The 26,259-nt window shown below is 62.2% G+C and carries 24 protein-coding genes and 1 pseudogene; 14 read left to right on the top strand and 11 right to left on the bottom strand.

The features are described from left to right. Nucleotides 1–67 precede the first annotated feature (67 nt). The 4 genes from AB7E19_RS16835 to AB7E19_RS16850 all read left to right on the top strand — a co-directional run bounded on the left by AB7E19_RS16835 (nucleotide 68) and on the right by AB7E19_RS16850 (nucleotide 3,673). Entirely contained in the window at nucleotides 68–1,363 is a 1,296-nt protein-coding gene (locus AB7E19_RS16835; protein ID WP_427935998.1) for a ferredoxin reductase family protein, read from the top strand. A gap of 144 nt (nucleotides 1,364–1,507) precedes the next feature. Beyond that, nucleotides 1,508–2,335, top strand: coding sequence for an AraC family transcriptional regulator (locus tag AB7E19_RS16840; RefSeq protein ID WP_010672934.1), 828 nt, complete (start codon nucleotides 1,508–1,510; stop codon nucleotides 2,333–2,335). A gap of 16 nt (nucleotides 2,336–2,351) precedes the next feature. Further along, entirely contained in the window at nucleotides 2,352–2,957 is a 606-nt protein-coding gene (locus AB7E19_RS16845) for a LysE family translocator (protein WP_182935819.1), read from the top strand. Between the two features lie 320 nt (nucleotides 2,958–3,277). After that, the gene (locus tag AB7E19_RS16850) at nucleotides 3,278–3,673 is read left to right on the top strand and encodes a hypothetical protein (protein ID WP_139737235.1); all 396 of its coding nucleotides are present in this window, start codon (nucleotides 3,278–3,280) and stop codon (nucleotides 3,671–3,673) included. A 234-nt stretch (nucleotides 3,674–3,907) separates the two neighbouring features. Here AB7E19_RS16850 and AB7E19_RS16855 read toward each other — a convergent pair. Then, a pseudogene (locus AB7E19_RS16855) lies at nucleotides 3,908–4,000 on the bottom strand (subclass B2 metallo-beta-lactamase); the annotation flags it as partial. A 433-nt stretch (nucleotides 4,001–4,433) separates the two neighbouring features. Between AB7E19_RS16855 and AB7E19_RS16860 the strand changes: the two are divergent. Both AB7E19_RS16860 and AB7E19_RS16865 read left to right on the top strand, forming a co-directional pair. Next, a complete protein-coding gene (locus AB7E19_RS16860) occupies nucleotides 4,434–4,982 on the top strand; it encodes a GNAT family N-acetyltransferase (RefSeq protein WP_128297308.1) in 549 nt (182 codons plus the stop codon). A 660-nt stretch (nucleotides 4,983–5,642) separates the two neighbouring features. After that, nucleotides 5,643–6,428, top strand: a complete 786-nt coding sequence (locus AB7E19_RS16865) for an FRG domain-containing protein (protein WP_322131641.1) — start codon at nucleotides 5,643–5,645, stop codon at nucleotides 6,426–6,428. A 284-nt stretch (nucleotides 6,429–6,712) separates the two neighbouring features. On the opposite strand, the gene AB7E19_RS16870 is transcribed toward AB7E19_RS16865, so the two are convergent. Both AB7E19_RS16870 and aguA read right to left on the bottom strand, forming a co-directional pair. Next, nucleotides 6,713–8,416 (bottom strand): amidase, encoded by a 1,704-nt coding sequence (locus AB7E19_RS16870; protein ID WP_322131640.1) that lies wholly within the window; start codon nucleotides 8,414–8,416, stop codon nucleotides 6,713–6,715. 269 nt (nucleotides 8,417–8,685) lie between these two features. Beyond that, on the bottom strand, nucleotides 8,686–9,783 hold the full coding sequence (gene aguA / locus AB7E19_RS16875; protein WP_322131639.1) for an agmatine deiminase: 1,098 nt from the start codon (nucleotides 9,781–9,783) through the stop codon (nucleotides 8,686–8,688). Between the two features lie 146 nt (nucleotides 9,784–9,929). On the opposite strand from aguA, the gene AB7E19_RS16880 reads away from it, so the two are divergent. The 3 genes from AB7E19_RS16880 to AB7E19_RS16890 all read left to right on the top strand — a co-directional run bounded on the left by AB7E19_RS16880 (nucleotide 9,930) and on the right by AB7E19_RS16890 (nucleotide 11,608). Continuing rightward, entirely contained in the window at nucleotides 9,930–10,841 is a 912-nt protein-coding gene (locus AB7E19_RS16880) for a LysR family transcriptional regulator (RefSeq protein WP_427936003.1), read from the top strand. A 412-nt stretch (nucleotides 10,842–11,253) separates the two neighbouring features. Further along, nucleotides 11,254–11,427 (top strand): DUF559 domain-containing protein, encoded by a 174-nt coding sequence (locus AB7E19_RS16885; RefSeq protein WP_322131638.1) that lies wholly within the window; start codon nucleotides 11,254–11,256, stop codon nucleotides 11,425–11,427. Further along, complete coding sequence (locus AB7E19_RS16890; protein ID WP_322131637.1) at nucleotides 11,387–11,608, top strand: endonuclease domain-containing protein; 222 nt, start codon at nucleotides 11,387–11,389, stop codon at nucleotides 11,606–11,608. The genes AB7E19_RS16885 and AB7E19_RS16890 overlap by 41 nt, the downstream gene beginning before the upstream one ends. A 262-nt stretch (nucleotides 11,609–11,870) precedes the next feature. On the opposite strand, the gene AB7E19_RS16895 is transcribed toward AB7E19_RS16890, so the two are convergent. Next, the gene (locus AB7E19_RS16895) at nucleotides 11,871–12,437 is read right to left on the bottom strand and encodes a TetR/AcrR family transcriptional regulator (RefSeq protein ID WP_322131636.1); all 567 of its coding nucleotides are present in this window, start codon (nucleotides 12,435–12,437) and stop codon (nucleotides 11,871–11,873) included. 167 nt (nucleotides 12,438–12,604) lie between these two features. On the opposite strand from AB7E19_RS16895, the gene AB7E19_RS16900 reads away from it, so the two are divergent. Both AB7E19_RS16900 and AB7E19_RS16905 read left to right on the top strand, forming a co-directional pair. Then, nucleotides 12,605–13,642 carry an alkene reductase gene (locus tag AB7E19_RS16900; RefSeq protein ID WP_322131635.1) on the top strand — a complete coding sequence of 346 codons (1,038 nt, stop codon included), beginning with the start codon at nucleotides 12,605–12,607 and terminating at the stop codon, nucleotides 13,640–13,642. Between the two features lie 192 nt (nucleotides 13,643–13,834). Beyond that, complete coding sequence (locus tag AB7E19_RS16905) at nucleotides 13,835–14,746, top strand: bifunctional helix-turn-helix transcriptional regulator/GNAT family N-acetyltransferase (RefSeq protein WP_113069660.1); 912 nt, start codon at nucleotides 13,835–13,837, stop codon at nucleotides 14,744–14,746. A gap of 56 nt (nucleotides 14,747–14,802) precedes the next feature. Here the strand turns inward: AB7E19_RS16905 and AB7E19_RS16910 are convergent, their stop codons facing one another. From AB7E19_RS16910 to AB7E19_RS16925, 4 genes are all read right to left on the bottom strand, one after another. Beyond that, nucleotides 14,803–15,747, bottom strand: a complete 945-nt coding sequence (locus AB7E19_RS16910; protein WP_041214550.1) for a bile acid:sodium symporter family protein — start codon at nucleotides 15,745–15,747, stop codon at nucleotides 14,803–14,805. 103 nt (nucleotides 15,748–15,850) lie between these two features. Beyond that, the gene (locus AB7E19_RS16915; protein ID WP_427936008.1) at nucleotides 15,851–16,189 is read right to left on the bottom strand and encodes a nuclear transport factor 2 family protein; all 339 of its coding nucleotides are present in this window, start codon (nucleotides 16,187–16,189) and stop codon (nucleotides 15,851–15,853) included. A gap of 168 nt (nucleotides 16,190–16,357) precedes the next feature. Continuing rightward, a complete protein-coding gene (prfC, locus tag AB7E19_RS16920) occupies nucleotides 16,358–17,947 on the bottom strand; it encodes a peptide chain release factor 3 (RefSeq protein WP_103255304.1) in 1,590 nt (529 codons plus the stop codon). A gap of 244 nt (nucleotides 17,948–18,191) precedes the next feature. After that, nucleotides 18,192–20,054, bottom strand: coding sequence for a diguanylate cyclase (locus AB7E19_RS16925; protein ID WP_427936009.1), 1,863 nt, complete (start codon nucleotides 20,052–20,054; stop codon nucleotides 18,192–18,194). Nucleotides 20,055–20,249: 195 nt separating this feature from the next. Between AB7E19_RS16925 and AB7E19_RS16930 the strand changes: the two genes are divergently transcribed. Further along, nucleotides 20,250–21,254: a diguanylate cyclase domain-containing protein gene (locus tag AB7E19_RS16930; protein ID WP_427936012.1), complete on the top strand. Its 1,005-nt coding sequence runs from the start codon at nucleotides 20,250–20,252 to the stop codon at nucleotides 21,252–21,254. Between the two features lie 12 nt (nucleotides 21,255–21,266). Here AB7E19_RS16930 and viaA read toward each other — a convergent pair whose 3' ends face one another. Then, the gene (gene viaA, locus AB7E19_RS16935) at nucleotides 21,267–22,721 is read right to left on the bottom strand and encodes an ATPase RavA stimulator ViaA (protein WP_029313704.1); all 1,455 of its coding nucleotides are present in this window, start codon (nucleotides 22,719–22,721) and stop codon (nucleotides 21,267–21,269) included. Between the two features lie 95 nt (nucleotides 22,722–22,816). Beyond that, nucleotides 22,817–24,430, bottom strand: coding sequence for an ATPase RavA domain-containing protein (locus tag AB7E19_RS16940; RefSeq protein ID WP_427936014.1), 1,614 nt, complete (start codon nucleotides 24,428–24,430; stop codon nucleotides 22,817–22,819). A gap of 216 nt (nucleotides 24,431–24,646) precedes the next feature. Between AB7E19_RS16940 and AB7E19_RS16945 the strand changes: the two genes are divergently transcribed. Together AB7E19_RS16945 and rimI are read left to right on the top strand one after the other, a co-directional pair. Then, on the top strand, nucleotides 24,647–25,084 hold the full coding sequence (locus AB7E19_RS16945; protein ID WP_323877818.1) for a hypothetical protein: 438 nt from the start codon (nucleotides 24,647–24,649) through the stop codon (nucleotides 25,082–25,084). 74 nt (nucleotides 25,085–25,158) lie between these two features. Further along, nucleotides 25,159–25,608: a ribosomal protein S18-alanine N-acetyltransferase gene (rimI, locus tag AB7E19_RS16950; protein ID WP_103255305.1), complete on the top strand. Its 450-nt coding sequence runs from the start codon at nucleotides 25,159–25,161 to the stop codon at nucleotides 25,606–25,608. Between the two features lie 72 nt (nucleotides 25,609–25,680). On the opposite strand, the gene AB7E19_RS16955 is transcribed toward rimI, so the two are convergent. Then, complete coding sequence (locus AB7E19_RS16955; RefSeq protein WP_223924881.1) at nucleotides 25,681–26,223, bottom strand: thioredoxin family protein; 543 nt, start codon at nucleotides 26,221–26,223, stop codon at nucleotides 25,681–25,683. Between the last annotated feature and the right edge of the window lie 36 nt (nucleotides 26,224–26,259).

Below are 26,259 nucleotides of genomic sequence, written 5' to 3' on the forward strand. Positions count from 1 at the left end.
GTAGTAGCGAGGCACACTTTCGCCACAAAGCGGGAGTGCAATGGGGGCATGACACAAGGAGGACCTCATGAAACCCGCATCTCTCGGCTGGACCCTGCCCCTGACCCTCACCCTCATCTGGCTCGCTGGCCTCACCCAGTGGCCCGCCGGTCTCTGGCCCTGGCGCCACGAGCTGCTGATCCTGACCGGTCTGATTGGCCTTGGCGCCATGACCCTCTCTTTGCTGCTCGCCCTGCGCCTGCCCAGGCTCGAAGCCTGGGCAGGCGGGCTGGATCGCATGTTGCACCTGCACCGCAGCAGCGCCCTCTGGGCCACCGGCACCTTGGTGGCCCACTGGCTGCTGGTGGAAGCCCCCAAGTGGGCTGTCGCCGCCGACTGGCTGACCCGGCCGGCGCGCCGCGGAGCTGGTGCTGGTGCTGGTGCTGGTGCTGGTGCTGGCAACGATGCCCTCTGGCACAGCCTCGGCAATACCCTGGGGGAATGGAGTTTCTATCTGCTGCTGGCCCTGGTGGTGGTAAGCCTGCTGGCGGTGGTGCGCTACGAGCGCTTCAAGGTGGTTCACCGGCTGGCCCCGGTCATCTATCTGATGGGCTGGCTGCACGGGCTCTGCCTGCTGCCGCGCATCGGCGCCCTGACCCCGGTCGGCCTGACCCTGCTCATCGGTGGCGGGCTGGGTGCTCTGGGGGCGCTCTACTCCCTGCTTGGCCGGGTGGGGCGGGACGCACGCCGCCAGGGAACGGTCAGCGCCCTCACCCCTCTGGACGAGCGCACCCTGGAGATCCGGGTTGGCCTCACCGCCCCCCTGCACGGCTATCGCCCGGGGCAGTTCGCCTTCTTCGACTTTGCCGGGCGCGGCGAGCCCCACCCCTACACCCTGGTCGATGTCTCGGCAGACTGCCGCACCCTGACCCTGGCGGTGCGCGCCCTCGGGGATCACACCCGCTGGCTGCACCGCCACCTCAAGGTGGGGAATGCTGTGATCGTGACCGGCCCCTATGGCGCCTTCGCCCTGCCGGATCCGGCCCCCGCGCTCTGGGTGGGCGCCGGTATCGGCATCACCCCCTTCGTCGCCTGGCTGGAGGCCCTGGTACGCCGTGGTGAACAACGCCCCGGCACCACCTTGCTGCAATGCGCTCCCAGCGCCGAGGCCGCCCCCTATCACGGTCGGCTGGCCGATCTGTGCCGCCGGGCCGGGGTCGACTACCGGCTGCATCTGGAGTCCGAGCGCGGCCGACTGGATCTCGCCGCCCTGGGCGAGCGCCAGCACACCCCGGTGTGGTTCTGCGGCCCCGAGCCCATGGCCCACACCCTGGATGCCCATCTGGCCACCCCGCTGCACCGGGAGCTGTTTCGCTTTCGCTGACGGGCCAACCGGCGCAGCCAGCCATCGGCTGCGCCGTTTTTCTCGGTGCGGGGCGCAGGCGGGCCGGCAAACAGCAAGATTGTCCAAGCGAGAGGCACACCCTTGGGGCTAGATTAGGGGGGCAGTCTGGTACAGGAGGGAAAGATGGCGCAGGACAACCAGTTCATATTCGCACACAGTCAGCACCTGGCGAGCCTGACTGCGCTGCGTGTCAACATGACGGAATTTCGCTACGACCGTCACGCCCACGAGGAGTACTCCTTCGGGGTCACTCTGGCCGGGCGGCAGAACTTCTTCTGCCACGGCGGAGCCCACTCCAGCCCGGCAGGCAGCGTCATCCAGTTCAATCCCGGGGATGTTCACGACGGCCATGCCGGGGACAACGCCAGCCTCGACTACACCATGCTCTACATTCCGCCCCACGAACTCACTCCGCTGTTTGCCGATGCCGCGGGCGAGCGGGCAATGGGGACCTACCGGTTGTTGCAGCCCCTGGTGCGCGATGAGGCGCTGAGCGCCTGCATCCTCGAGCTGGCCCAGGCGGTGCGCGGCCAGGCCGACAGCATAGAGCAGGAGTTTGCCCTCTATCGCCTCGCCACCCGGGTGATGCAGCAGGCGGGACGTTTTGAGCCCAATGGCCGGGTGAGCCGCATCGATCGCCTCCTGTTGCAGGCCAGGGACTTTATCCACGCCCACTTCCAGCAGGATATCTCCCTGGCCGACATCAGCGCGGCGGCCAACATCTCCAAGTACCACTTCCTGCGGCTGTTTCGCCAGCAGCTTGGCATCACCCCCCATCAATACGTGATCAACTGCCGCATCAATGCCGCCCGGCGCGCCCTGGCCGCCGGAGAGTCGGCGCAGGATCTGGTGTACCGCTACGGTTTCACCGATCTCAGTCACCTCAACCGTCGCTTCAAGCGCATCTATGGCATGACCCCCACCCAATACAGCGCCAGCCTGATCCGCTGAGCCCAAGGAACACCCCATGATTGAGCTTCTCGCCTATGCCATCGGCATCATGTATACCCCAGGCCCCGTCAACCTCATCGGCCTCAACGCAGGCCTGGGCGGCCGCACCCGTGCCTCCCTTGGCTTCTTCCTCGGGGTTGGCATCGCGATGTTCGTGCTCCTGCTGCTCTTTGGCTGGGCGGGCACCCGCCTGGTGCGGGAAGATACCCTGATCTATGTCAGCCTGGTGGGGTGCCTCTATATCGCCTACCTCGCCATCAAGATCGCCAGCGACAGCGGCGAGCTCGGTGCCAACGAGGCGCCTGCCCGCCCTCTGGGGGTGCGCAGCGGCTTCGTCATCCAGCTGCTCAACCCCAAGGCGATGATCGCCACCCTGCCCATCACCAGCATTCAGTTCCCGGCGGCCCAGATCCACGGCTGGAGCCTGCTGCCCTGGTCCCTGCTGCTCGGCCTGCTGGCCGCCGGTGCCCCCGGCAGCTACTCGATGGCGGGCAGCCTCATCGGACGTCATCTTCAACATCCTCGCTGGTTCAGGTACTTCAACCTGCTGATGGCCGCCCTGCTGCTCTACAGCGCCATCGCCCTGGCCTACCAGCATGTCTACCTGCCGCTGGCCGGCTGAACCGGCGAAGCGCCCCATCAAGAACCCCGGTGACACACCCACCTATGCCGGGGTGTCGCCTTCGCCGAGCAGACACAGGCCCGGCACTGCTCCACCGGCCTTGCCCGGGTCATTTTCGCCATGAGCCGGCTATCCTCACGGGGTCTTGTGCCCGATGTGGAGCTCCCCATGGTTCGCTTCGGTACCAGAGGCAGACCCCTTCCCTCATCGGCGTCAACGCAGCAATACGATTTCATGACCAAAACCCTCATTCGGGTATTGATGCATACGGAATGAATAAGCATCATCTTGCGGCCCCTGGTCATGGATAAGAATGTTGTATGTCCTTTGATAAAAAGCACGGTGAGTTCATCTTCAATGTGCAGGAACACCTGGTCACCTGCGAGCTGATCGGCCCTTTCAATGAAGAGGGTATGCTGGCGTGGATTGCACAGATAAAGTCCGTGGTGAACAGCCTGGACGGTAAGCGTTTCTGCGCCCTGGTGGACCATCGTCAGCATCAGGGGGTAGTGCTATCCGCCCTGCCCCATCTGCAGGAGACCTATCAGTGGCTGACCCAGAAGAATCTGGTGGCCATCGCCTCCCTCTATTCGGCCAAGGTGCTCCATCACATCGCCCTCTCCTGCCTCTCCCTCACCCACCCGGACCATATCCGGGCATTCAACGACCCCCAAGAGGCCATCGCCTGGCTGGATGCGCAATATCGGGCGCGGTAGGCCACCCGGCCTGGCATGAGGCTCACTATGTCGCGCACTAGCCAATCCGGCCTGTGTTGATGCGCACTGTGCCGTGACATCACCGGCCCGGTCTGGTTAAAAAGGCCGGTATCAACTCCCTCAGGTGCCACGCCCGGCAACAACCGATGGCAGAGCCTCCAGGGGCTGGAAATGGGCCCCCGTCGGGAGTACCGCCTTGGCGACTGTCTGCCCCGGCAGGGCGCCATCCGTGCCAAGGGGCATCTGCGCCGCCCGCACGCTGCCGCCCCAGAAACTCGCCACCAGTATCAAGGCCCCGGCCAACCCGTATTTGATCCACGATGTCATCCTCTTGCTCCCCTCTTTTTGGCCCTCGCCACTCTGTGGCAAGCAGACCCATTTATCAGTGGGCAGAAGATAGAAGGGATTTGTGAGGGAAAAATGAGGCCGTGTGAAGCCAGGGTGAAGATGGTGAAAATAGGCTCTTCTCTCCATGTTTGTATGAAGAGCAATCTGCAGGCATCTTTCTCACCGTATCTTTATTCGGACTGAAAAAGTGGAAATCAATATCCCGACAAAGCCGCTCATCGGAACAAAATACCGCCCCACCCTCTCTAGATAATACAAGATCACAAAAAATCATAACAACGCAGCACTTTAATTTTAAAAAAACAAAAAGTTGACCCAAACGAGCCACTGCAATAATGTTGTGAACACTAATCCACATCTCTACCTGTATTTTTACAACTAGTTATCAATACCCATTTATCAAAGGTGGTTTATGTCTTTTTTAACACCCGCAGAAAATTTACCACTTCTTAGATTTAATGACCTAGTAATCAGAACCGCTACGTTAGATGATATGAACAGTATCTATACAATGGGTTATGATGCTTGGGGAGATGGTTTAGAACTCAACAAGTATTTGTTTTCCTGTAATAATTCTGAAAAATATAAAAAAGGAACCTGGTATATTCTTGAAGAACGCAATTGCATTTTAAGTTCTATTATATGTTATTCACTACCTTCCATTTATGACATTTCAACCATAGGTATAGGGTCTCTATCTACAGTTTCTGATAAAAGGCGAAATGGCTTTGCCAGAATACTATTAGACGCAGTAAAAAAAGAGTATCGCAACCAATTTAAAACAAGAGTATTTATTCTTTATTCCGATATTAACCCTGACTACTACAAGATATCAGGATTCGAACCTTTACCAGATTTTCTTCAAAAGAAAAAAGATACTACATGTATGGTTAATTGTAATGACATCGACATGGAAACAATAATTAAAAACTTTAGAAAAAACGCTCCATTATATTTCTAGCCCCCACTATTTTGTAGAGTTGTACCATAACTAACATAAGGAAATGAAAAATTAGTCCGCATACCGCCACGCAGCAAATCATGGCAAAACCGGCAGCATGCTTTGGATGTCAGTGGCTTCTCGGCCACTACCTGTACGCGATCGTCCGAATACGCTTCGCTATTCGAACCTACAGCACAGATAGCGGCCCCTCACCCTGGCCCTCTCCCGAAGGAGAGGGGATGGTCCGTGCCAATTCGAAGCCCGGTTGCCAGACCAAATCAGAGGCGCATATTTGCTCCCTTCTACCCTCGCGGGAGAAGGGTCGGGGATGAGGGGAGGTAACAATATGCCCCATCATGTAGGGTCGATTAGCGCAGCGTAATCGTCCGCATAGCGCCGCGCACCGAGTCATGGCAAGACAGGCAGGAAACCCTGGATATCAGCAACCGCTCGGCGATTCCTTATCGCGATCGTCCGAATACGCTTCAGTAGCCCTATGTGAAGTTAAGATCGAATGGTTTTGGAAACATCTACTCAACCCCTTCATCCCTTGCAGAAGCAGGATTGGAGATGTAAATTACATTACATATTTAAATATGGAATGCATGCAGCATATTTTTCGAAAAGTACCGAATACCATTTACTATTCGTAATAATAACGAAGTCACAGGAAGAAAAATGAAAGTAAAGGAAATAACAAATGTATCAGAATACGTAGATTATATCGAGTCACTTAAAAATAATAAATCTTTATGGTTTAGAGGGGTATCTAGCGAGACTCACAAGCCATTACCAGGGTTAGTTTGGAGAAATATCCAACATCAAGAGTCCAGTCTAGAACATGCTTTTTTAATTTCTTACAAATCATATTTAAATTCAGGAAGTTTGAACTCATGGGAAATTTTTGCTCTGATGCAACATCATGGCTTACCCACCCGACTACTTGATTGGTCAGAATCAGCACTAGTGGCGCTTTACTTTGCACTATCTTCAGAACCAAGAAGAAATGGAGATCGCGCTGTTTGGGTTATGAACCCTTATCAGTTAAATTTGAAGTCTTTAGGATTAGCCGCCCTTTACTGTCCTGCTGTAATCAATAATCGTGTAATAAACACTCCATCTCAAGGATTAATAGATCTGGATGGTTATCTAGGCCCCAACCTCAAGAATAACCTCACTAATATACCTAGAATGCCAGTTGCAATAAATACAACTCAAAGTATTAGGCGAGTTAGTACTCAAAAAGGCTGCTTTACAGTTCATGGTAGTTCATCAAATAGCATAGACCAATATTTTGGCCCACAAGATGAATTCTATAAAATTAGAGTCAACATAAAGAATGATGAACACAGACTATTGATGCTAAATACCATAAGTGCGTTAGGGATTGATGAGGAATTTATTTTTCAAGATTTAGATGCACTTTGTAACAAAGTTAAAAGGCTATGCGAAGTCCATTATTAAACACTAATGAAGACTACACTAACCACTTTCTACAATATGTTTTCTAAGTAATTAAATGGCAACTTCCCCTACTCAGCAGAATTTCACTAACGATATACCGTTTGCAGTATGTGGTTGAAAGAACACGATCAAAATACGCTATGTATCGCACTACATCCAGAAAAAGGTAGGCAATGTGCTTCTTCGTGATAAGTACACTCACATGAGAGTCTACCCGCAGAGAAAAACCCACCCGCATTGCGAGTGGGTTCTTTTTTTATTATCACCAGACCAATTCGGGATATTTACCCCAACGGCGGCGTTCGTGGCGGCACCTGGCGCTTGCTGCCGGTGGACTCGAAGGCCGAGGCAAAGCGCAGCAGGTTGTTGTCGTCATAGGCGCGGCCGGCGAAGGTCAGGCCCACCGGCATGCCGATATCGGCCATCACCCCCATGGGGACGGTGACGGTCGGCACGCCGAGGTGGCGAATGGCGAGGTTGCCGTTGGCGACCCAGATGCCGTTGCTCCAGGCGATGTCGGCGGAGGCCGGATTCACGTCCGCGTCAGCCGGGCCCACATCGGCGACGGTCGGGAACAGCACGGCGTCGAGCTTGAGCCCGTCCATCCAGTCCTCCAAGTCCAGCTTGCGGGTCTGCTCCAGACCACGCAGGCCGTCCGGCACAGAGGCAATCTCGTCGAAACGCTTGAGACCGCGCTTGGCCATCTTGACGTACTCGTCCATGCCCGCCGCCAGATCCCCTTCGCGGTTCGGCAAGGTGCCCGGATCGTGGGGGAAGATCTTCGGCCCATCGACATCGGCCAGCTTGTTGAGCTTGGGATCGCCGTTGGCACGCAGGAAGTCGTCGAACGCCCAGCCGGAGAGCTCCCACAGCTCGTCGTTGAGAAACTCCGGGCTCACGATGCCGCGATTGAACACGGTCGGCGCGCCGGGTCGGTCCCCTTCGCAGTTGGAGACCAGCGGGAAGTCCACTTCGATGACTTCTGCGCCAGCGGCTTCCAGCGCCTTGCGCGCCTCTTCCCAGAGGGCGATCACGGTCTCGCGGGTATGGATGCGCTGACCGGTCGGGCCGCCGATGCCGGGGTGCTCGCTGGTGCCGGCCAGCTCATCCTTGTTGATAAACATGCGCGGCACGCCGAGGCGCTTGCCCTTGAGGGCATCGGCCTTGGCAGCCAGTTCCAGATAGGAAGCCGGACGCACCTCGGAAGCCTTGGGGATCTTGACCCAGGGCTGCAGGCGCCAGAGATCGCCGCGAGTGTCGGCATCGTCGGCGACCACCACATCCAGCACTTCCAGCAGATCGGCCATGGTGCGGGCATAGGGCACGACGACGTCCATGGTCGGGGTCAGGGGCCAGTTGCCGCGCACCGAAATCACGCCACGGGACGGGGTGTAGGCACACAGGCCGTTGTTGGAGGCAGGACCCCGGCCGCTCGACCAGGTCTCTTCCGCCAGACCGAAGGCGGAAAAGCTGGCGGCGGTGGCAGTACCGGCGCCGTTGGAGGAGCCGGAGGCAAAGGGCGCAGTCAGGTAGTCGGCGTTGTAGGGGCTCTCGGCGCGGCCATAGACGCCGCGCTGCATGCCGCCATTGGCCATCGGCGGCATATTGGTCTTGCCAAGGCAGATGGCACCGGCGGCGCGCAGGCGCTCAACGGTAAAGGCATCGCGCTGGGCCACCAGATCCTTGAAGGCCGGGCTACCGGAGGCGGCGGTCAGCCCCTTGACCAGATAGCTGTCTTTGGCGGTGTAGGGGATGCCGTCGAGCGGCCCCAGGGTTTCCCCACGGGCGCGGCGGGCATCGGACGCTTGCGCCTCTTTCAGGGCATCGGGGTTGGGCACCACGACGGCATTGAGGCGGGTTGGTGTCTCGGGGCCGTCATAGGCGGCGATCCGGGCCTGATAGGCCTCGACCAGTTCGACCGCGGTGGTGCGGCCTGATTCGAGCGCAGCACGCAGCTCGGCAATGGAAACCTCGGTCACTTCGATCATGGGGATCTCCTGTAAAAGGGTGACTGTTTGTCATGATGATCGCCGCATCGGCGCCTGCGACCATCACATTATCAAGAGATAAAACCCCACGGCGTGGGGTTTTGAATACTAACTAGAACCGGTTTACGACCCGTCGCGAGAGGCCGTCAGCAAGGTGAAGAGCAGCGCAGGAACCGGAGCGTATAAACATACGTGAGCCCTCGGTTTCACATAAGCGAGCAGCGCATGAGCCTTGATCACGGTCTCGCAGCAGGATCGTCATCCGGTTCTTATTTGCCGGAGGGGATCTGCTGAGTGATGCAGTGGATATTGCCACCCCCCAGCAGGATCTCCCGGGCCGGTACGCCGACGACCATATGCTCCGGGAAGATCTCTTCCAGAATGCGCTGGGCTTCGCCGTCGGTGGCGGCATCCAGCAGCGGATAGACGATGCGATCGTTGGTGATGAGGAAGTTCACGTAGGAACCGGCCAGACGGCCTTCTGCCTCGCGCGGCACACCGCTGCCGCTCTCGACACCGGCAGACTCCTCTTCAGTGCAGAAGAGCGGGCCCGGCTGGGGCAGCTTCCACACTTTCAGCTTGCGACCCTTGGCATCGACCGCCGCTTCCAGCACCTGGAGGGCGGCCAGGGAGCGGGCGTACTGGGGATCGTTCTCGTCGTCGGTCCAGTGCAGGGCCACTTCACCCGGACGCACGAAGCAGCACATGTTGTCGATGTGGCCGTCTGTTTCATCCATGTAGACGCCTTCGTCCAGCCAGATAAAGCTGGTGACGCCCAGATAGTCGCGCAGGTGAGCTTCGATCTGCGCTTTGGTCAGGTGCGGGTTGCGGTTTTCGTTGAGCAGGCACTCGGCGGTGGTCAGGCAGGTGCCTTCGCCGTCGACGTGGATGGAGCCCCCTTCCAGAATGAGCGGCGCGTCGTAACGATCCATGCCGTGCTGTTCCAGCATCCGGGCAGCGACCTCTTCATCCTGGTTCCACGGGTAGTAGAGACCCCCCTTGTGGCCGCCCCAGGCGTTGAAGCCCCAATCCACCCCGCGGCACTCGCCGGCGGCGTTGGTGACCACTGTGGGGCCGCTGTCGCGGGCCCAGCAGTCATCGCTGGCCATCTCGACCAGGGTGACGTGGGCAGGCATGATGGCGCGGGCCTGCTCCATAAACTGGGCCGGCACCCCCATAAAGACCGGGGTGGCCTGCCCGATGGCATCGGCCACCTTGGCGAAGGTGGCCTGCGCGAAGCGACCGGCTTCCCGCCAGTTGTCCGGGCGGAACGGCCAGATCATCCAGACGGCCTGCTGGTGTGCCCACTCGGCGGGCATGGTGAAGCCGTCGGCGGCCGGCGTGGTGTTCATGGTCTTGATGCTCATCGCAAGGCTCCTTGCATGGATTGAGGCCCCCGATTTGCCTGGGAACCCTGAAAAAAATAAGAGTGGGTCGCAGTGTAAGAAGTTGCGCGCCCATCCATCAAATGAATAGGATTAATTGTCCCATAAACACGGCGAATAATCCCCCCATGAAACTGCACCAACTCGACCTCAATCTGCTGCTCGCCTTTGACGCCCTCATGACGCAAGGGAGCGTGACCCGCGCCGCCGAATCGCTCTTTATCAGCCAGCCCGCCATGAGCCACTCCCTCGGCCGGTTGCGGGCCTTTCTCGGCGACCCGCTGCTGGTGCGCACGCCCCAGGGGATGTTGCCGACTCCCCGGGCCCAGCGCCTGCATCTGGGGGTGCAGCAGGCGCTGCGGCTGCTGGAGCAGCAACTCTGGGAGGAGGACGAGTTCGCGCCGCGTCAGTCGAAGCGCCGCTTCGTGCTCTGCACCACGGATTACGTGGAGTGCGTGCTGATCCCGCCCCTTATCCAGCGCCTCAGGAAGCTGGCCCCCGGCGTCACCATCGAAATCCGCATCCTGCGCGATACCCTGCCCGAAGCCGAGCTGGCGAGCGGCGAGATAGATCTCGTGCTGGGGTTTGACGAGTACATGCAGGTGCCGGGGTATCTGGGCAAGGAGACCTGGCTCACCGAACCCCTGGCCGGGCTGGTGCGCGCCACCCTGGAGCTGGAGGAGGAGCGCATCACCCTCGACCAGCTAATCGAGATGCCCCATGTGTTCCACTCGCCGCTCGGCACCTCGGAGGCGAGCCTCGACCGCTATTTGCTGAGCCTGGGCCATAGCCGCACCATCTCGGTCAACAGCCAGAGCTATATGTCCGCCGCCGCCATCGTGAGCCAGAGCGACCACCTCTTGGTACTGCCCAGCATGGTGGCCGAGCTGCTCGCCAGCCACTGGCCGCTGAAAAGCCTGCCCCTGCCCGACGACGTGCCGGACTATCACCTCAACTGCGTCTGGCACCCGGTCCACGCCCAGCAACCGGCCTTGATCTGGTTGAAGGCATTGATGAAGGATCTGGTCAGCCCCGCGTAAACCCGCAGCGTCTGGCATACCAAAGCAGCATGCGCAGCAGCCGGCCCAGGTGTGGCTCAAGCATCTGATGAAAGAGCTGGTGACTCCTGAATAACCCGACGGCGTGTGACTCCCCCCTCATCCCCAACCCTTCTCCCGCAAGGGGAGAAGGGAGCGGATCTGCGCCACTGGCAGCATCGCAAACAACCTGTCTGCTAGGGCGGAATACATCCCACCAGCACATCGACCTGTCGATTCATCAGTTCAATGTCACACCACAATGGCCCCGAGATGACCAACAAGATGACAACTGTCACTCGATCTGTCCCCTCTCCCTCTGGGAGAGGGCCAGGGTGAGGGGAAGCAACCCACTCAGTCACCAGACCGGGGAATGGCTATATCTAATAGGGTCAAACAGCTCTGGATAGGCACCATGAGAACCCATCCGTTTGCCAAGCGCATGAGGCGAGAAGCCACCCTTGCCGAACAGAAGCTGTGGCTGCAATTGCGCGACCGCCGTCTGGCCGGGGTGAAATTCCGTCGCCAGATGCCCATCGGGCCCTACGATGCCCATCGGGCCCTACATTGTCGATTTCATCTCTCTTGAGCAGAGGTTGATCATCGAGGTAGACGGGTCACAGCACAACGAACCGGCCGGGTGGCAACATGATGGCGCAAGAACGGCCTACCTCAATCAGCAGGGCTTTCGGGTGATCCGGGTGTGGAATAACGATGTATTGAGTCGGATGGATGTCGTACTGGCCCATATTTGGCTCTCATTGCGCTGAGCAGAGCCCTCCCCCCTCATCCCCAACCCTTCTCCCGCAAGGGGAGAAGGGAGCAAACAACCCGGTGGCGTGTGGCATCCCCAGAAACAACCATGACTCCCGCAAGGGGAGAAGGGAACAAACAACCAAGCGGCGTGCGACCTCCCCCAGAAACAACCATGGCTCCCGCAAGGGGAGAAGGGGGCAAAACCCCTGCTGCGAGGGGCATTCCCAACAACAACAAAGGCTCCCGCGGGAGCCTTTGTTGTTTCCATCCTCGCCATCACGCCCGCAGGGCGCTCATCATCCGGGCGACGACACCGGCCAGCAGAGGGCGGTCGGGGTGACACTGGGCGAAGGTGACCAGTCCCTGGATATGGACCTGCAAGAAGGCGGTCAGGGTGGGGATGTCCCCCTCTTTTGCCAGCTCCCCCTGCGCCTTTGCCAGGGCCAGCTGCCCGGCCAGATCCTGTTCCAGCTCGCCGTAGATGGCCTTGAAGCGAAGGTGCAGCTCCTCGTCCTGCTCCGCCAGCTCCATCAGGGTGCGGGTCAGCAGGCAGGAGCCCTGCAGGGCATCGTCCACCACCTGCTCGAGGAAGGCGTGCAGCCCCGCCAGCGGGCTGGGCTGTGCCAGGCAGCGGCGGCGCAGGGCCCCCTTCTCTGCCACATAGTGATCGACCGCCGCCAGCAGCAGGCCGCGCTTGTTGCCAAAGGCGGCATAGAGGCTGCCCGGGTGCAGGCCGGTTGCGGCCACCAGCTCCTGCATGGTGGTCTTGGCATAGCCTTTGGCGCGAAAGGCTTCCATGGCGTTTCGCAAGACGGCATCCCGATTGTATTCGGCGCTGCGCATGGGGTCTCCGGTGGCAAGGTCCCGCGGGACGGAAAAAACAGGGCGGCAAGTTTACCCCAGCCTCCCCCGTCAATCCATGTTGAATGCTTGCTCAAAAAATACTTGCACACAAACCAAAAAACGTCTTGAATGCCCGTTCAAGAATCACTCCCTCAGGACAGACGATCATGAATACCCTGTTTCAGCCCTATCGCCTCAACGACACCCTCACCCTCGCGAACCGTTTCATGATGGCCCCCCTCACCCGCTGCATGGCGGGCCCGGGTCTGGTGCCCACCGAACAGATGGCCGCCTACTACGGCCGCCGCGCCGACATCGGCCTCATCATCTCCGAAGCCACCATCATCCGTCCGGACGGGCAGGGCTACCCCAATACCCCGGGGCTCTACAGCGCCGAACAGATCGCCGGCTGGAAGAAAGTGACCAGCGCCGTGCATGCCAACGGCGGCAAGATCTTCGCCCAGCTGTGGCACGTGGGTCGTCTCTCCCACCCCTTCTTCCACCACGCCGAAGTGCTGGCCCCCTCCGCCGTCGCCCATGAGGGCACGGTGCCGCGCATGCGCGAGCTGGTCTATCAGGTGCCCCGCGCCCTGACCGAGCGCGAAATCGCCCAGCTGGTCGAGGATTACGCCCAGGCCGCCGCCAACGCCATCGAATCGGGCTTTGACGGGGTGGAGATCCACGGTGCCAACGGCTACCTCATCGATCAGTTCCTGCACCACGCCAGCAACCTGCGCACCGACAACTACGGCGGCAGCCCCGAGAACATGAGCCGCTTCGCCCTCGAGGTGGTGGATGCCATCGCCGCCCGCATCGGCGGGGATCGCACCGGCCTTCGTCTCTCCCCCGGCGCCTATGTGCACCTGGAAGGGGATGCCCGGGATCGCGCCGTGTTCGACCACCTGCTGGCCGAGCTGAGCCAGCGCACTCTGGCCTATCTGCACCTGGGTATCTTCGATGACAGCCTCACCTTCGACTACCTGGACGGCCGCGCCTCCGACTACCTGCGTGCCCGCTACGACGGCCACCTGGTGGGGGTCGGCAACTACAGCGCCGAGACCGCGCTCGAAGCCATCGAGGCGGACCGCTTCGACCTCGTCGCCATCGGTCGCCCCCTCATCGCCAACCCGGACTACCTCGCCAAGGTGAAGCAGGGAGAGGCGCTGACCCCCTATGCCGACACCATGCTGGCGGAGCTGGTCTAACCCTCGCCGGCGCCTTGCCTGACCAAGGATGGGATCCGCGCCCCCGCGCGGGTTTCCAATGTTTGGGCCCTCTCCCGGGCCCTTTTTTCTGCCTGCCTTTCACCCTTTTTCACGCAAATGGTTGTCACCAACAACCAAATGATGCTATTGGTTGCGTACAACAACCAAATGCCATCACTAGGAGACAACCCCATGGATCCCCGCCCCCTGCGCGCCCTGTCGAGGGAACTGGTACGCGAACTCGGCATGCTCTCCCAGCAGTGCGGCTCGCTGGCCCTGAGCCCCCTGGAGGCCCACCTGCTCATTGAGCTGGAGAACGGTCCCGCCACCAACCAGCAGCTTGCCGAGCGCCTTCGCATCGACAAGTCCAACGCCAGCCGCCCCCTGGCCCGCCTCGCCGAACGGGAGCTTATCGCCTGGCAACCCCACCCCTCGGACGGGCGCAGCAAGGAGGCGAGCCTCACCGAGCCGGGCAAGGCACAGCTTGAGGAGCTGCACCGGCAGATGGACGAGACCATGGCGGGGGCCCTGGCCCAGCTCTCCCCCGCCGAGTGCGAGCAGATCTGGGAGGGCATGCGGCTCTATCGCAGCGCCCTCTCCCGCGCCCGCCGCCAGCAGGGCTTCGTCATCCGCCCCATCACCCCGGCCGACAATCCCCGGATCGCCGCCGTGGTGCGCGCCGTCTCCGCCGAATACGGCCTCACCGCCGACAAGGGGTACGGGGTGGCGGATCCCAACCTCGATTTTCTCCACGAGACCTATCAGGGGGAGCGCAGCCGCTACTGGGTGATTGAGGGACCGGACGGCACCATTCTTGGCGGGGGCGGCATAGCGCCGCTGGCGGGGGCAGCGGATGTGTGCGAGCTGCAGAAGATGTACTTCCTGCCCGCCCTGCGAGGGCTGGGCCTGGGACGGCGGCTGGTGTTGCAGGCGCTGGCCGAGGCTCGCGCCCTGGGTTACCAGCGCTGCTATCTGGAGACCACCGCCGTGCTGCGGGAAGCCACCGCCCTCTATGAATCCCTGGGCTTCGAACACCTGCCGGGGCCCCTTGGCTGCACGGGCCACGACGCCTGCGAGATCTGCATGGTGCTGGCGCTCGACTAGCTCAAACAACAACTAGGGGCCCATGGCCCCTAGTTGTTTCATCTGTCGCCCCCTGATCAGCCAGCGCTCTGCTCCAGGGTCCCAGCAGGCCGGGAAAGCGGCCGCTTGGCCCAGACCCCGGCCAGCAGCGAGCCGGACAGGTTGTGCCAGACCGAGAAGAGGGTACCAGCCATGGCCGAGGCGGGAGTGAAGAACTTCATGGCCAGCGCCGTGGCTAGGCCAGAATTCTGCAACCCCACTTCGAAGGCCACGGTGCGGCAGATCCGCTCCTCAAAGCCCAGCCAGCGACTGACCCAGTAGCCCGCCGCAATGCCGATGCCGTTGTGCAGGATCACCGCCAGCGCCACGATGGGGCCGATGCTGGCGAACTGCCCTGCGTTGAGGGCGACCACGATGGCGATGATCATGACGATGGCGGCCATGGAGACGAGCGGCAGCACGGGCTCGATACGTGCCGTCAGGGAGTGGAGGAAGACATTGGCAACCACCCCGAACACCACGGGGATCAGCACTATCTTCACCAGGCTCAGCAGCATGTCCAGCACCGGCACGTCGACGCTCTTGCCAGCCAGCAGCTGCACCAGCAGGGGGGTGACGAGCACCCCGAGCAGGGTGGAGAGAGCTGTCATGGTGATGGAGAGAGCGACATCGCCCTTGGCCAGATAGCACATCACGTTGGAAGAGGTGCCACCGGCGACGCTGCCCACCAGCACCATGCCCACGGTCAACTCGGCATCAAAGCCCAGCAACAGGCTGACCAGCAGAGCGGCCAGCGGCATCACGCTGAACTGCAATACCAGCCCGAGGCCGATGGCCTTCTTGTTGCGCACCACGTCGAGGAAGTTCTGGGGTTTGAGGGTCAGCCCCATGGCCAGCATGATGATGGTCAGCAGCGGCACTATCTGGCCCTTGAGGCCGACGAAGGGCTCGGGCTGCCAGTAGGCCAGCAGGGAAAACAGCAGGGCCCAAAGCGGGAAGAGGTGGGTGATGCGTCCAAGCATGGTGTACTCCTTGTTATTGTCCAGACGCGGGCAGACCAGGGGATGCCCGCAGGGAACTTTCTCTTATACCAGCTTTGTCGCCGGCAGGCCCGTGTCGTGGCGCTCAGGAGGGGAAATAGAACCAGGCGGTCTGGATAAGACCCTCCTTCACCTCAAACACCGCCACGCTCTCGATGGGCTCGGGGGAGAGGCCGTGGATCAGCTCGTGATCAAACACCTTGTTGCCCAAGACGGTGCGTGACAGCAGCTCGGCCTTGAGCAGCGGATTGTTGAATCTGTGCTCCGCATAGAAGGCTCGCAGCGCCCCCTTGCCGACTGTGCTCGGCGTCTCGGTCGGCATGCGATAGCCTTTGAAATCCGGGGCAAAGCAGGTCACGAAGGCGTCGAGGTCGTGGGCATTGTAGGCGGCAAACTGCGCCTCTACGGGCTGGGTGACGGACATGTCTCTCTCCATGGGTGAAATTCAAATCACTTATCCTGTATTTTTATTCAACCATCAAGCCCCGGATGGGGATCTACGCCCCTTCCAATGAAACGCCCCATAACAAAAAACCCCGCCGAAGCGGGGTCTCTCTGGTCATCAGCCACCCGCTGTGCGCGGGCGGGGTGATCAGTGTTCGCGGGTCTGGCGGAAGTGAACGTCCGGGTGACGCTCCTGGGCCAGGCGCAGGTTGACCATGGTCGGCGCGATGTAGGTGAGGTTGTCACCGCCATCGAGGGCCAGGTTAACCTCGTTCTTGCGCTTGAACTCTTCGAACTTCTTGACGTCGGTCCCTTCCACCCAGCGGGCGGTGGCGACGTTGACCGCCTCGTAGATGGCCTCGACGTTGTACTCGCTCTTCAGACGAGAAACCACCACGTCGAACTGCAGCACACCGACCGCACCGACGATGAGATCGTTGCTGATGAGCGGACGGAACACCTGCACCGCCCCCTCTTCGGAGAGCTGCACCAGCCCCTTGAGCAGTTGCTTCTGCTTGAGGGGGTCACGCAGGCGGATGCGGCGGAACAGTTCAGGTGCGAAGTTCGGGATGCCGGTGAACTTGAGATCTTCACCCTGGGTGAAGGTGTCGCCGATCTGGATGGTGCCGTGGTTGTGCAGACCGATGATGTCGCCAGCACAGGCCTCGACCGCCTGTTCACGGTCACCGGCCATGAAGGTGACGGCGTCGGAGATGTTCACGTCCTTGCCGATGCGCACGTGGCGCATCTTCATGCCCTTGGAGTAGGTGCCTGACACGATGCGCATGAAGGCGATACGGTCGCGGTGTTTCGGGTCCATGTTCGCCTGGATCTTGAACACGAAGCCGGAGAACTTCTCCTCGGTGGCTACCACTTCGCGGCTCTCGGCCTTGCGCGGCATGGGGGCTGGCGCCCAATCGGTCAGGCCGTCCAGCATGTGGTCGACACCGAAGTTGCCGAGGGCGGTCCCGAAGAAGACCGGGGTCATCTCGCCGGCGATGAAGGCGTCGTGATCGAACTCGGGAGAGGCGCCCTGCACCAGCTCCAGCTCGCCACGCAGCTGGGCAGCCAGATCTTCGCCGATGGCGGCATCCAGCTCGGGGTTGTTCAACCCCTTGACCACCCGCTTCTCCTGGATGGTGTGGCCCTGACCGCTCTGATACAGGTAGGTCTCGTCCTTGTAGAGGTGGTAGACACCCTTGAAGGATTTGCCACAGCCGATGGGCCAGGTGATGGGGGCGCACATGATGTTGAGCTCGCGCTCCACCTCGTCCATGACCTCCATCGGATCGCGCACTTCGCGGTCCAGCTTGTTCATGAAGGTGAGGATGGGGGTGTCGCGCAGACGGGTCACTTCCATCAGCTTGCGGGTCCGGTCTTCAACACCCTTGGCGGCGTCGATGACCATCAGGCAGCAGTCGACCGCCGTGAGAGTACGGTAGGTATCTTCGGAGAAGTCCTCGTGACCCGGGGTGTCGAGCAGGTTGACCAGGCAGTCGGCGTAGGGGAACTGCATCACGGAAGTGGTGATGGAGATACCGCGCTGCTTCTCCATCTCCATCCAGTCGGATTTGGCGTGCTGGCCCGAGCCACGGCCCTTGACGGTACCGGCCCGCTGAATGGCCTGTCCGAACAGCAGGACCTTTTCGGTGATGGTGGTTTTACCCGCATCCGGGTGCGAGATGATCGCAAAAGTGCGTCTCTTGGAGACTTCACTCAGAAATTCAGCTGACATAATTCGACGTTCTTCTATTGAGCGGCGGCCTGGAGCCACCGTGGGAAAAATGCGGGACAGCACCTTGGAAGCAGGGCGCCCATGCAGACAACGACACCACGCGGGCGGGTCAGTGACCGCCGGTGGAGACAGGAGAAGCGCGTTGCATTACATGGGTCTGGCCCCGGATCAAAGCAAAATTGCGCGGCATTATACCCGCGCGAGTGAAAAATACCCAGCCCGCTATCACGGGGGCCCGGGGTCGGCCTCACCGGGCCGTCATCACCCGGTTGCGCCCCGCCAGCTTGGCCTCGTACATGGCCTCGTCGGCCCGGCGTACCAGCTCGCCCAGGTTGTCATCCTCGGGTTTGTACTGGGCACAGCCGATGCTGATGCGGATGGGGTGATCCGCAGGCACCCCCTCAATCTCGAGACGGGCGACGGCGAGGCGGATCCGCTCCGCCACCTCGACGGCCTCGCCCAGGAGGGTATCCGGCAGCAGCACCAGAAACTCCTCGCCGCCGTTGCGCCCCACCCTGTCGAGGCTGCGCAACTGCTCCTCGATGCACTGGGCCACGGCGGTGAGCACCCTGTCACCCACGTGGTGGCCCAGCTGGTCGTTCACCTTCTTGAAGTGATCCACATCCAGCAGCAGCACGCACAGGGGTTTGCCCTCCTCCCGGGCCTGGGTGAACCATTTGCGCCCCTTGGCCTGGATCTGGCGCCGGTTGTGGATGCCGGTCAGTTCGTCCGTCATGGCGAGGCGCTGCATCTTGCGGGTGCGCCCGCGCTGATGCACCACCAGGGTACCCATCACCACCAGCAGCAGGGCCACCACCAGGTATTGCCAGTAGCGCCGCTCCTGCAACTGCTTGAGTTTCTCCGCCTGCAACTGCTGCTGGGACCTGAGGGTCTGGTTTTCCAGCTCCTTGCGGGCGAGATCGAACTCGAAACGCATCTGCAAGGAGCGCTGTTCCCGCAATCTGAGCTCGAGGGCCTGGCGGGTCTCGACATAGGTCTTGAGGCTGGTGAGGGCCGACTGGATATGCCCCTGACGCTCCAGCACCCGGGCCCGTGTCTCATGCACCCGGGCGAGGAAGCGCAGGTTCTGCTCCCGGGTAAAGATGGGCTCGGCCTCGTCCAGGTGCCGCAGCGCCTCGCCGGGTTGGTTCAGGGCCTCGAGGACCTCGGCCATGACGAGGTGCCAGTGGCCCAGGGTGACGCTGTCCGCCCCCTCCGCCTGATGAAGGGAGGCTGCCGCCTGATCGAGCTTGATCATGGCCTGGTCCGGCTTGCCCTGTTTCTGCAGGATGGTGGCCAGCTCGATCCGGCTCCAGGCCAGGACTCCTTCCTGCTTTGACCCCAGATAGTAACGCTCCGCTTCGGCCATCAGGGGCAGCGCCTTGTCGTACTCTTCGGTGTCGATGTAGAGGAGCCCCTGCTGGCTGTGAATGTCCACCAGGTACTCCTCGACCCCGAGCTGCCGGTAGTCGTGCTCCAGCTCCTTGAAATAGCTCTCGGCCCGCTCATAGAGCCCCATCCTGCGATAGGCATTGGCAATATTGGCGAGCACCTCGCGCCCCTTGGCCTCCAGCCCGAGCGCCTCGTAGCGCTGGTGGGCATCGATGAGATCCATCAGCCCCTCCGCCAGCTCCCCCTGGTAGGAGTACATCTCCCCCCGCAGGCTCAGGATGTCGGCACGCTGACGCTCATCCCCGAGCCGGCGAGCCAGGGTCAGGGCGGCGTCGTAATCCTCCCCGGCCCCGGCCATGTTGCCGAGCAGTTGCCGGTGATACCCGCGGCAGGCGAGCAACCCCACCTCGGTGACCCTGTCCTTGCGGGCACGGGCCTGCGCCAGCCCCTGCTCGGCAAACGCCACCGCGCGGCGAAACTCCTCGTCCCGTTCACTCGGCTGGGCCCAGCACTGCAGCCGGGCAAGGCGGCCCTGCACCTCGGGCGGATAGTGTGCCTGTCCGGCAGTCAGGGCGGCGACGCGCTCGCGAAACACCTGCACCGGCATCGTCGACTCTTCCAGTCGCTGCAACGCCAGTTGCAACTCGTACCCAGCCAGTGGCGTCGCCTGGGCCAGGGCAACCCCCAGCAACAGACCACCTCCCATCAGGATCTTCATGCGGACATTTTCTCCTCTTCACTGGCCGGACGCCGCGCTCACCGCTGTCATCATATCCCCACAGACTCTGGGCGCACAGCCGCCAGAGGGTGAGAAAACGCCTCATATCGAACGAGAGCCTCCCCTATCCCCTTCTTTACAGAAGGAGAGAGTGCATCGACTATATATGCTTTCGAACAGGGGAAGGGATGAGGAATGACCTACGAGGAGCTGAGGGAGGCTTACGACAGGTTGTTGCTGGAGAACGAGCGTCTCAAACGCATCGCGGATGACGCGCGGGAGAAGCTGGACGCCGCCATGGACGGCACCGGCCTGTGCATCTGGCAGAACCATGTGCCCACCGGCAAACTCATCATCTTCAACCGGCGCTGGGGCTCCATGCTCGGTTACCAGCCCAAGGAGCTGTCGGCCCACTTCGACGTCTGGCGCGCCCACCTGCACCCGGAGGACAGGGAGCAGGTGCTGCAGGCCTTCTTCGACCATCTGGAGGGCAAGAGCCCGTTTTATCAGGCGATGCACCGCATGATCGGCAAGGATGGCAAGACCACCTGGGTGCTGGACCGGGGCCGGGTGGTGGAGCGGGATGAGCAGGGCAACCCCGTCCGGGTGATGGGCACCCACATCGACATCACCCACGAGAAGGAGTACGAGCAGCAGCTCGCCCAGCTTGCCCACCGGGATCCCCTCACCGGCCTGTTCAACCGCACCGCACTGCACCGCCACTTTCCCGGGGAGTACCAGGCCATCTGCTTCATCGATCTCGATGACTTCAAGCTGGTGAACGACAACCTGGGCCACCGGGCAGGTGACGAACTGCTGGTCTCCCTCGCCCTGCGCCTTCGCCACTGCTGCGGCGAGGAGGTACGGCTGGGGCGCATCGGCGGGGACGAGTTCGTGCTGCTGCTGCCCTGGGCGTGCGACGATCCCCGCACCAGCCACCTCGCCCGCCAGTGCATCGATGCCATCGCCACCCCCTTCGAGCTGCCCAACGGGGACGCCTCGGTGGGACTGAGCATGGGAATTGCGGCCATCCGGCCCCAGGACGATTTCGGCGCGGCGCTGGCCCGGGCGGATCAGGCCATGTACAGGGTCAAGCGCAGCGGCAAGCGGGGTTTTTATATTGCCCAGCCAAGCGGTCAGCCGCTGCTGGATCAGGAGCAGGTCAACGAACGGGGCCTCTACCACAGGCCCACTCTCTGAGCCTGAGCACCCTCAATGGCGCTGCCAGCGCCGCAGCAGGCGTCCACGCAGGCCGCAATCGAGCAGCCAGCTGTTGTCGAACACCCGCAAAATAGCCGCCTTGGCGTGACGGGACATGGCGACCGCATGGAAGCGTGTCTGCTGCGCCCGTCGCCGGTTCATCCGCTCGAGCAGGGGGTGGGGCAGGTTCTGGGCGATGAAGTCGGAGATCACCAGCACGTCGGCCTTGGCAAAGGCGGGTTGTTCGAGCTGGGTCAGGGCCTGCTCCAGGCAGGGCACCAGATCGGTCCCCCCGTGAAAACTCATGGAGAGAAAGCGCTCCGCCTTCTCAAGCCCGGTGTCGGCGGTGATCTCCAGGGTCGCCACCTCGGTGGAGAAGAGCATCAGATAGCAGCCCCGCTTCTCCTCCATCGCCCCTTTGAGCAGGGCGAGAAACAGCGCCTTGGCACACTCCTCCGGATAGCCCCCCATGGAACCTGACGTATCGACGCAGACGATGAAGGGGCCACGCGGCTGCACCTCCTGCCCTCCCTGCTCGGGGGAGCGCAGCATCAGACGCTGGCGCGGCAGGGTGCCCCGCGACTGGTAGCTCAGCAGGCGCCGCTCCAGATAACGGCGATAGAACTCCAGCTCCAGCTCCGGCAGCGCCAGCATCACCGCCTCGCTCGGCAGGAGGCGCATCAGATCGCTGGCCGGATGCACCCCCACCAGATCGTCGGGCACATCGTCACTTTGCACCTCTTCCAGCTCGTGCACAGGCACCGGCGGCAGCGTCCTGTCCTCGCTGCGCCGCTCCCGCTCGCTGCGCCCAAGCAGGGCGGCGATCTCCGCGAGCAGAGGCTCCTGCTGCAACATGCGGGCGTACTGCTTCACCAGCGCCAGGCTGCGCTTGTGCCAGCTCCCCTGGGCCAGATCCCAGAGCCCACCGGCGGAGATCTGGTGCGGATCCAGGGCATCGGCCAGGGTCCGGTTGGCCAGCAGTTGATCCTCTATCTCCTGGCGCTGCTTCTCCCGTTCCGCCTCCGCTATCTGCTGCTGCAACTGCAACAGGCTGCCCACCAGGCTGGCACGCCACTTCTCGATGAAGAGCTGGCGCAACCCCTCGGTGGGCTGGGCCACTATCTGGCGCACCAGGCTGCGGGCATCCCCCGCAAAAGGGCTGTGCTGCTCAAGGGCTTCCAGCAGGGCGGGCAGGCGCCCCACCAGCTCCGGCAGGGGCAGTTGCCGATGGGCCTGATAGAGCAGGTATTCCCGCTCGAGAGCCACCGGCACCGGCTTGTGACGCATCTCCTCCCCAAGCTGTTCGCTCCAGGTCTGGATGCGCTTTCTGAGCAGCTTGCCCTGCAGGGGCGAGCGCTTGAGGAACTCGGAGATCTTGGGAGTGGAGGCAAGCAGCAGCGCCATCTCCCCCGCCAGTTCCCCCTCCCCCATGAGCAGCCCCAGGTCCATCATGCCGATCTCTAACATGGACCACCCCGGGCGTTGAGATGTGATGGAATATCATGCTGACGAAACATGTTTTTCATCCTGTTTATTTCACCAACCCCACGTCAGACGCGACGTCACCCCTGTGCATCGAGAAGAGGCAGACGATCCCGCCACTGCTGCAGCTCGGCCCCCAGCCGCTCCAGGTCCCGGCTCAGCACGAAGAAGCTGTCCTCCACCTGACGCAACCAGTTGTCCCCCACGAACAGATGGGGCTGGTGACGGTCGAACAGGTTGCGCTGGCCCTTGAGGTTTTGCAGCACCCGGTTCACCTGGCCCGTCAGGTCGTCCAGGGCCGACAGCCAGGGGGCCATCACCACCTCGGGGATGGGGGTGCGCTCCACCAGCATCAGGGGCACGGGCTGGCGCTGGATATCCAGCACGTGCAGCCGCAACTGCTCGTCCAGCACCAGCTCGTAGTGCCCCTCCTTGGGGTTGCCGAGGGGCCAGCCCACCAGCGCCTCCCCGGTGGGGTGCCAGTGAGAAAGCAGGGTGCGATCGAAGGTGAGGGTGCCGGTGAGGCGCTCGGGATCGCTGCCATCCAAGGGCGCCGGAGTGAGCAGCTGGAAGTGCACCAGCTTGCCGAACGCCCTGGCGTTGGCCAGCGGCAGTTCGGTGCCGCGGGCGCGGCGGCCGAACCACTGCTTGCGCTTGACCGCCTTGCAGCCGATGCGCAGGGCGACCGCCTCCTGCAACTGCTTGAACTGCTCGCGCAGGGAGAGCAGCTCCCGGGTCAGCGCCAGTTGCTGGTAGCCGTAGAGGCGGGAAAACTCGCCGATCATCTCCAGCAGCGCGGTGCGGGAAGCCTCGTCGTGCCAGAGGCAATCCTTGAACAGCAGCAGATCCAGGGGAGCCACCTCGTCGCGGCCATTGAAGAAGGCGCTCGCCTTGATGAGCCGCACCGCCTTCTTCCAGCGCCGATCCGAGACATAGCAGCCGTGCCCGAGCTGACTGTCGAGCTGCTGGCGCAGCTGGTAGATGAGTTCGAAACAGGCGTCCGGCAGGCGCACCTGCTCGATGGCATCCTGCCAGGCGTCGTACTCTTCCCCCCGAATCTGCACCGAGGGGGTCAGGTTCTGATGGGACTGGCCATCGCTCGCCAGCATGGCCTGGAAGTTGGATTTCTCCTGCACCCTGTCCATCCAGACCCGCACCAGCATGCGGTCGTAGAGCGCCTCCAGCCCGCTGTCCGGGGCAGGCAGCTCGTTCGAGGCGGTGACCAGCAGCCGCATGGGAATGGGGTGCTGGCTGTCGCCGTTGCGAAACTGCCGCTCGTTGATGGCGGTGAGCAGGGTGTTGAGGATGGCGGGGCCCGCCTTCCAGATCTCGTCGAGGAAGACCACCTCGGCCTCCGGCAGGTAGCCGCTGGTCAACCGCAGGTACTTGCCATCCTCCTTGAGCGCCTGGATGGAGAGGGGGCCGAACACCTCCTCCGGCGTACTGAAACGGGTCATCAGGTATTCGAAATGGCGGGCATCCTGAAACGCCAGCTTGAGGCGCCGCGCGATCAGGCTCTTGGCGATGCCCGGGGGGCCCAGCAGAAAGACGCTCTCGCCACTCAGGGCCGCCAGCAGGCCGAGCCGCAGGGCATCCTGGCGCTCATACAGTCCCTCGCCAAGGGCGGAAAGGAGCCGTGGCAGGCGCTCATGAATGGGGGTGGCACGAACAGTATTCTGGGCTAAAGGCGGCATAGGCACAGTTCCGAAGCTGATAGGTCATCCGTGGTGACGGGGTCCGGCCTCTGGCCCCGCCCCACTCTCATTGTCTGTCATCTCTGCCCCCGGGGAGGCGCTCGTTTGCCATCGCCACAGGGCGAAAAGCGCACGTCCGGGGTGCAGCAAATCCCGCGAGAGTGTACTCTGCGCATCATTATTTACCCCAACGCAGATCAAGAGTGAGCCTTCGCCATGCAAGATCCCCTGCTGGACCCGCTGCGCCAGCGCATCCTGGCCCGCATGGGCATCCCCCTCTGGCAACAGAGAGGCCGACTCCTGACGGGAGGCACCAGCCCCGACGGCGCCGCGCAGCCGGCAAACACGCCCGCCGACGAGGTGCTGGCCCCGCAGGAGACTGCCCCTCTGCCGACCGGCAAGCTCTGGCTGCTGGCCGAGACGCTGCCCGCGCCCTCCCTGCTCGGGGACATCTGCCGCTGGCTCGGCCTTGGCACCGACGAGGTCTCCCTGCTGTCCGAGATGCCTTCCCTGCCCGCGGGGGCCACTTCGCCCCTGCTCTGGCTGACGGCGCCGGACCCTCGCTGGCCCGATGCCCTGGTCTGCCCGCTCAAGCCCGATGGGGCGCACAAGCGCGCCCTCTGGCAGCAGTGCCGGCAGCGCCACACCCCTTGATGCTCACGACCATGGCACGGCCATGGTGTCCATCGCAAGCCTGAATCCCGTCCGGAGTGACCATGTCTGACCTCTTGCCCCACTTTCGCCCCCTGCTCGAATCGGACTTCGAAGCCATCTACCCCATCGAGCAGGCCGCCCACCAGGAGCCCTGGAGCCAGGCCAACCTGCTCTCCTGCTTCGGGCCGCGCTATCTCAACGGCCTGATGCTGGTGGACGGACGACCGGCCGGTTTCTACATCTCGGATCTGGTGGCGGGAGACAGCTCCCTGATGAATCTCTGCGTGCATCCCGATTTTCAGGGCAAAGGGCTGGGGCGGGCGCTGCTCAGGGAGTACCTGGCCCGCAGCAAGGCCGGCAAGGCCGAGGCCTGGTTCCTGGAGGTCAGGGCCGGCAACCGCACCGCCATCAACCTCTACGAGAGCGAGGGGTTTGCCGAGTATTGCCGCCGCGCCGACTACTATGGCACCGGGCAGGAGAGGGAGGATGCCGTGCTGATGTCCCGTCTGTTCGACTTCGGCTGACAACCCGCAGCAGACCGCCGTCAGCGGGCGCCCCCCTCTGACCACCCTAACTTCCCCGCTTCGCTTCCCCCCTCAGGGCAGGGGCGCGTTGTCGATGGAGGGGTCTTCCAGGCTCAGGGTCACCCTCAGCACGGCCTCGAAGGCGGCTCCCGAGAGGGGCATGAAGAAGCCGCGACCATAGGTGACGCCGGGCATCCAGATCTGATCGATATCCACCGCGATCTTGATGGGGCGAAGCGGCTCACCCGGTCGCTGGACATAGATGCCAGGGGCCGTCGCAACCTGGGGGAAGCGGCGCAGAATGTGCTCGCTGCCATCCCCCGCATCCGGGTTGAGTCGCACCTTCACCAGCCCCGCCAGGGCGGATTGCATCTCGGGGGCACGCCACAGCCTGGTATTCAGCGCCTTGCAGCGTCGGCACTTGGCGCGCTCGATCACGTAGAGCAAGGGGTATCCTTCCCTCAGCGCCAGCCGCTGCGCCTGCTCATAGCCCTCGGCGCCGCTCAGCCAAGGATTCTCCTGCTCCCCCGCGCCCCCCAGCAGATACCAGAGGGCGCCTGCCCCCGCCAACAGCAGCAACACGCCGGTGAACAGGCTCTTGATCCCGATATTCATGGTGCAACTCCCTGAATGAATCCGATCCCTGCCCCC

The sequence above is a fragment of the Aeromonas sp. genome (genome assembly GCF_050252055.1).
GTDB lineage: Bacteria > Pseudomonadota > Gammaproteobacteria > Enterobacterales > Aeromonadaceae > Aeromonas > Aeromonas caviae.

Excerpts from the sequence above, each read along its gene's own strand:
- AB7E19_RS16835 (WP_427935998.1), top strand. The coding sequence starts at position 68 with ATGAAACCCGCATCTCTCGGCTGGACCCTGCCCCTGACCCTCACCCTC.
- AB7E19_RS16840 (WP_010672934.1), top strand. The coding sequence starts at position 1,508 with ATGGCGCAGGACAACCAGTTCATATTCGCACACAGTCAGCACCTGGCG.
- AB7E19_RS16845 (WP_182935819.1), top strand. The coding sequence starts at position 2,352 with ATGATTGAGCTTCTCGCCTATGCCATCGGCATCATGTATACCCCAGGC.
- AB7E19_RS16850 (WP_139737235.1), top strand. The coding sequence starts at position 3,278 with ATGTCCTTTGATAAAAAGCACGGTGAGTTCATCTTCAATGTGCAGGAA.
- AB7E19_RS16860 (WP_128297308.1), top strand. The coding sequence starts at position 4,434 with ATGTCTTTTTTAACACCCGCAGAAAATTTACCACTTCTTAGATTTAAT.
- AB7E19_RS16865 (WP_322131641.1), top strand. The coding sequence starts at position 5,643 with ATGAAAGTAAAGGAAATAACAAATGTATCAGAATACGTAGATTATATC.
- AB7E19_RS16870 (WP_322131640.1), bottom strand. The coding sequence starts at position 8,416 with ATGATCGAAGTGACCGAGGTTTCCATTGCCGAGCTGCGTGCTGCGCTC.
- aguA (WP_322131639.1), bottom strand. The coding sequence starts at position 9,783 with ATGAGCATCAAGACCATGAACACCACGCCGGCCGCCGACGGCTTCACC.
- AB7E19_RS16880 (WP_427936003.1), top strand. The coding sequence starts at position 9,930 with ATGAAACTGCACCAACTCGACCTCAATCTGCTGCTCGCCTTTGACGCC.
- AB7E19_RS16885 (WP_322131638.1), top strand. The coding sequence starts at position 11,254 with ATGAGAACCCATCCGTTTGCCAAGCGCATGAGGCGAGAAGCCACCCTT.
- AB7E19_RS16890 (WP_322131637.1), top strand. The coding sequence starts at position 11,387 with ATGCCCATCGGGCCCTACATTGTCGATTTCATCTCTCTTGAGCAGAGG.
- AB7E19_RS16895 (WP_322131636.1), bottom strand. The coding sequence starts at position 12,437 with ATGCGCAGCGCCGAATACAATCGGGATGCCGTCTTGCGAAACGCCATG.
- AB7E19_RS16900 (WP_322131635.1), top strand. The coding sequence starts at position 12,605 with ATGAATACCCTGTTTCAGCCCTATCGCCTCAACGACACCCTCACCCTC.
- AB7E19_RS16905 (WP_113069660.1), top strand. The coding sequence starts at position 13,835 with ATGGATCCCCGCCCCCTGCGCGCCCTGTCGAGGGAACTGGTACGCGAA.
- AB7E19_RS16910 (WP_041214550.1), bottom strand. The coding sequence starts at position 15,747 with ATGCTTGGACGCATCACCCACCTCTTCCCGCTTTGGGCCCTGCTGTTT.
- AB7E19_RS16915 (WP_427936008.1), bottom strand. The coding sequence starts at position 16,189 with ATGTCCGTCACCCAGCCCGTAGAGGCGCAGTTTGCCGCCTACAATGCC.
- AB7E19_RS16925 (WP_427936009.1), bottom strand. The coding sequence starts at position 20,054 with ATGAAGATCCTGATGGGAGGTGGTCTGTTGCTGGGGGTTGCCCTGGCC.
- AB7E19_RS16930 (WP_427936012.1), top strand. The coding sequence starts at position 20,250 with ATGACCTACGAGGAGCTGAGGGAGGCTTACGACAGGTTGTTGCTGGAG.
- viaA (WP_029313704.1), bottom strand. The coding sequence starts at position 22,721 with ATGTTAGAGATCGGCATGATGGACCTGGGGCTGCTCATGGGGGAGGGG.
- AB7E19_RS16940 (WP_427936014.1), bottom strand. The coding sequence starts at position 24,430 with ATGCCGCCTTTAGCCCAGAATACTGTTCGTGCCACCCCCATTCATGAG.
- AB7E19_RS16945 (WP_323877818.1), top strand. The coding sequence starts at position 24,647 with ATGCAAGATCCCCTGCTGGACCCGCTGCGCCAGCGCATCCTGGCCCGC.
- AB7E19_RS16955 (WP_223924881.1), bottom strand. The coding sequence starts at position 26,223 with ATGAATATCGGGATCAAGAGCCTGTTCACCGGCGTGTTGCTGCTGTTG.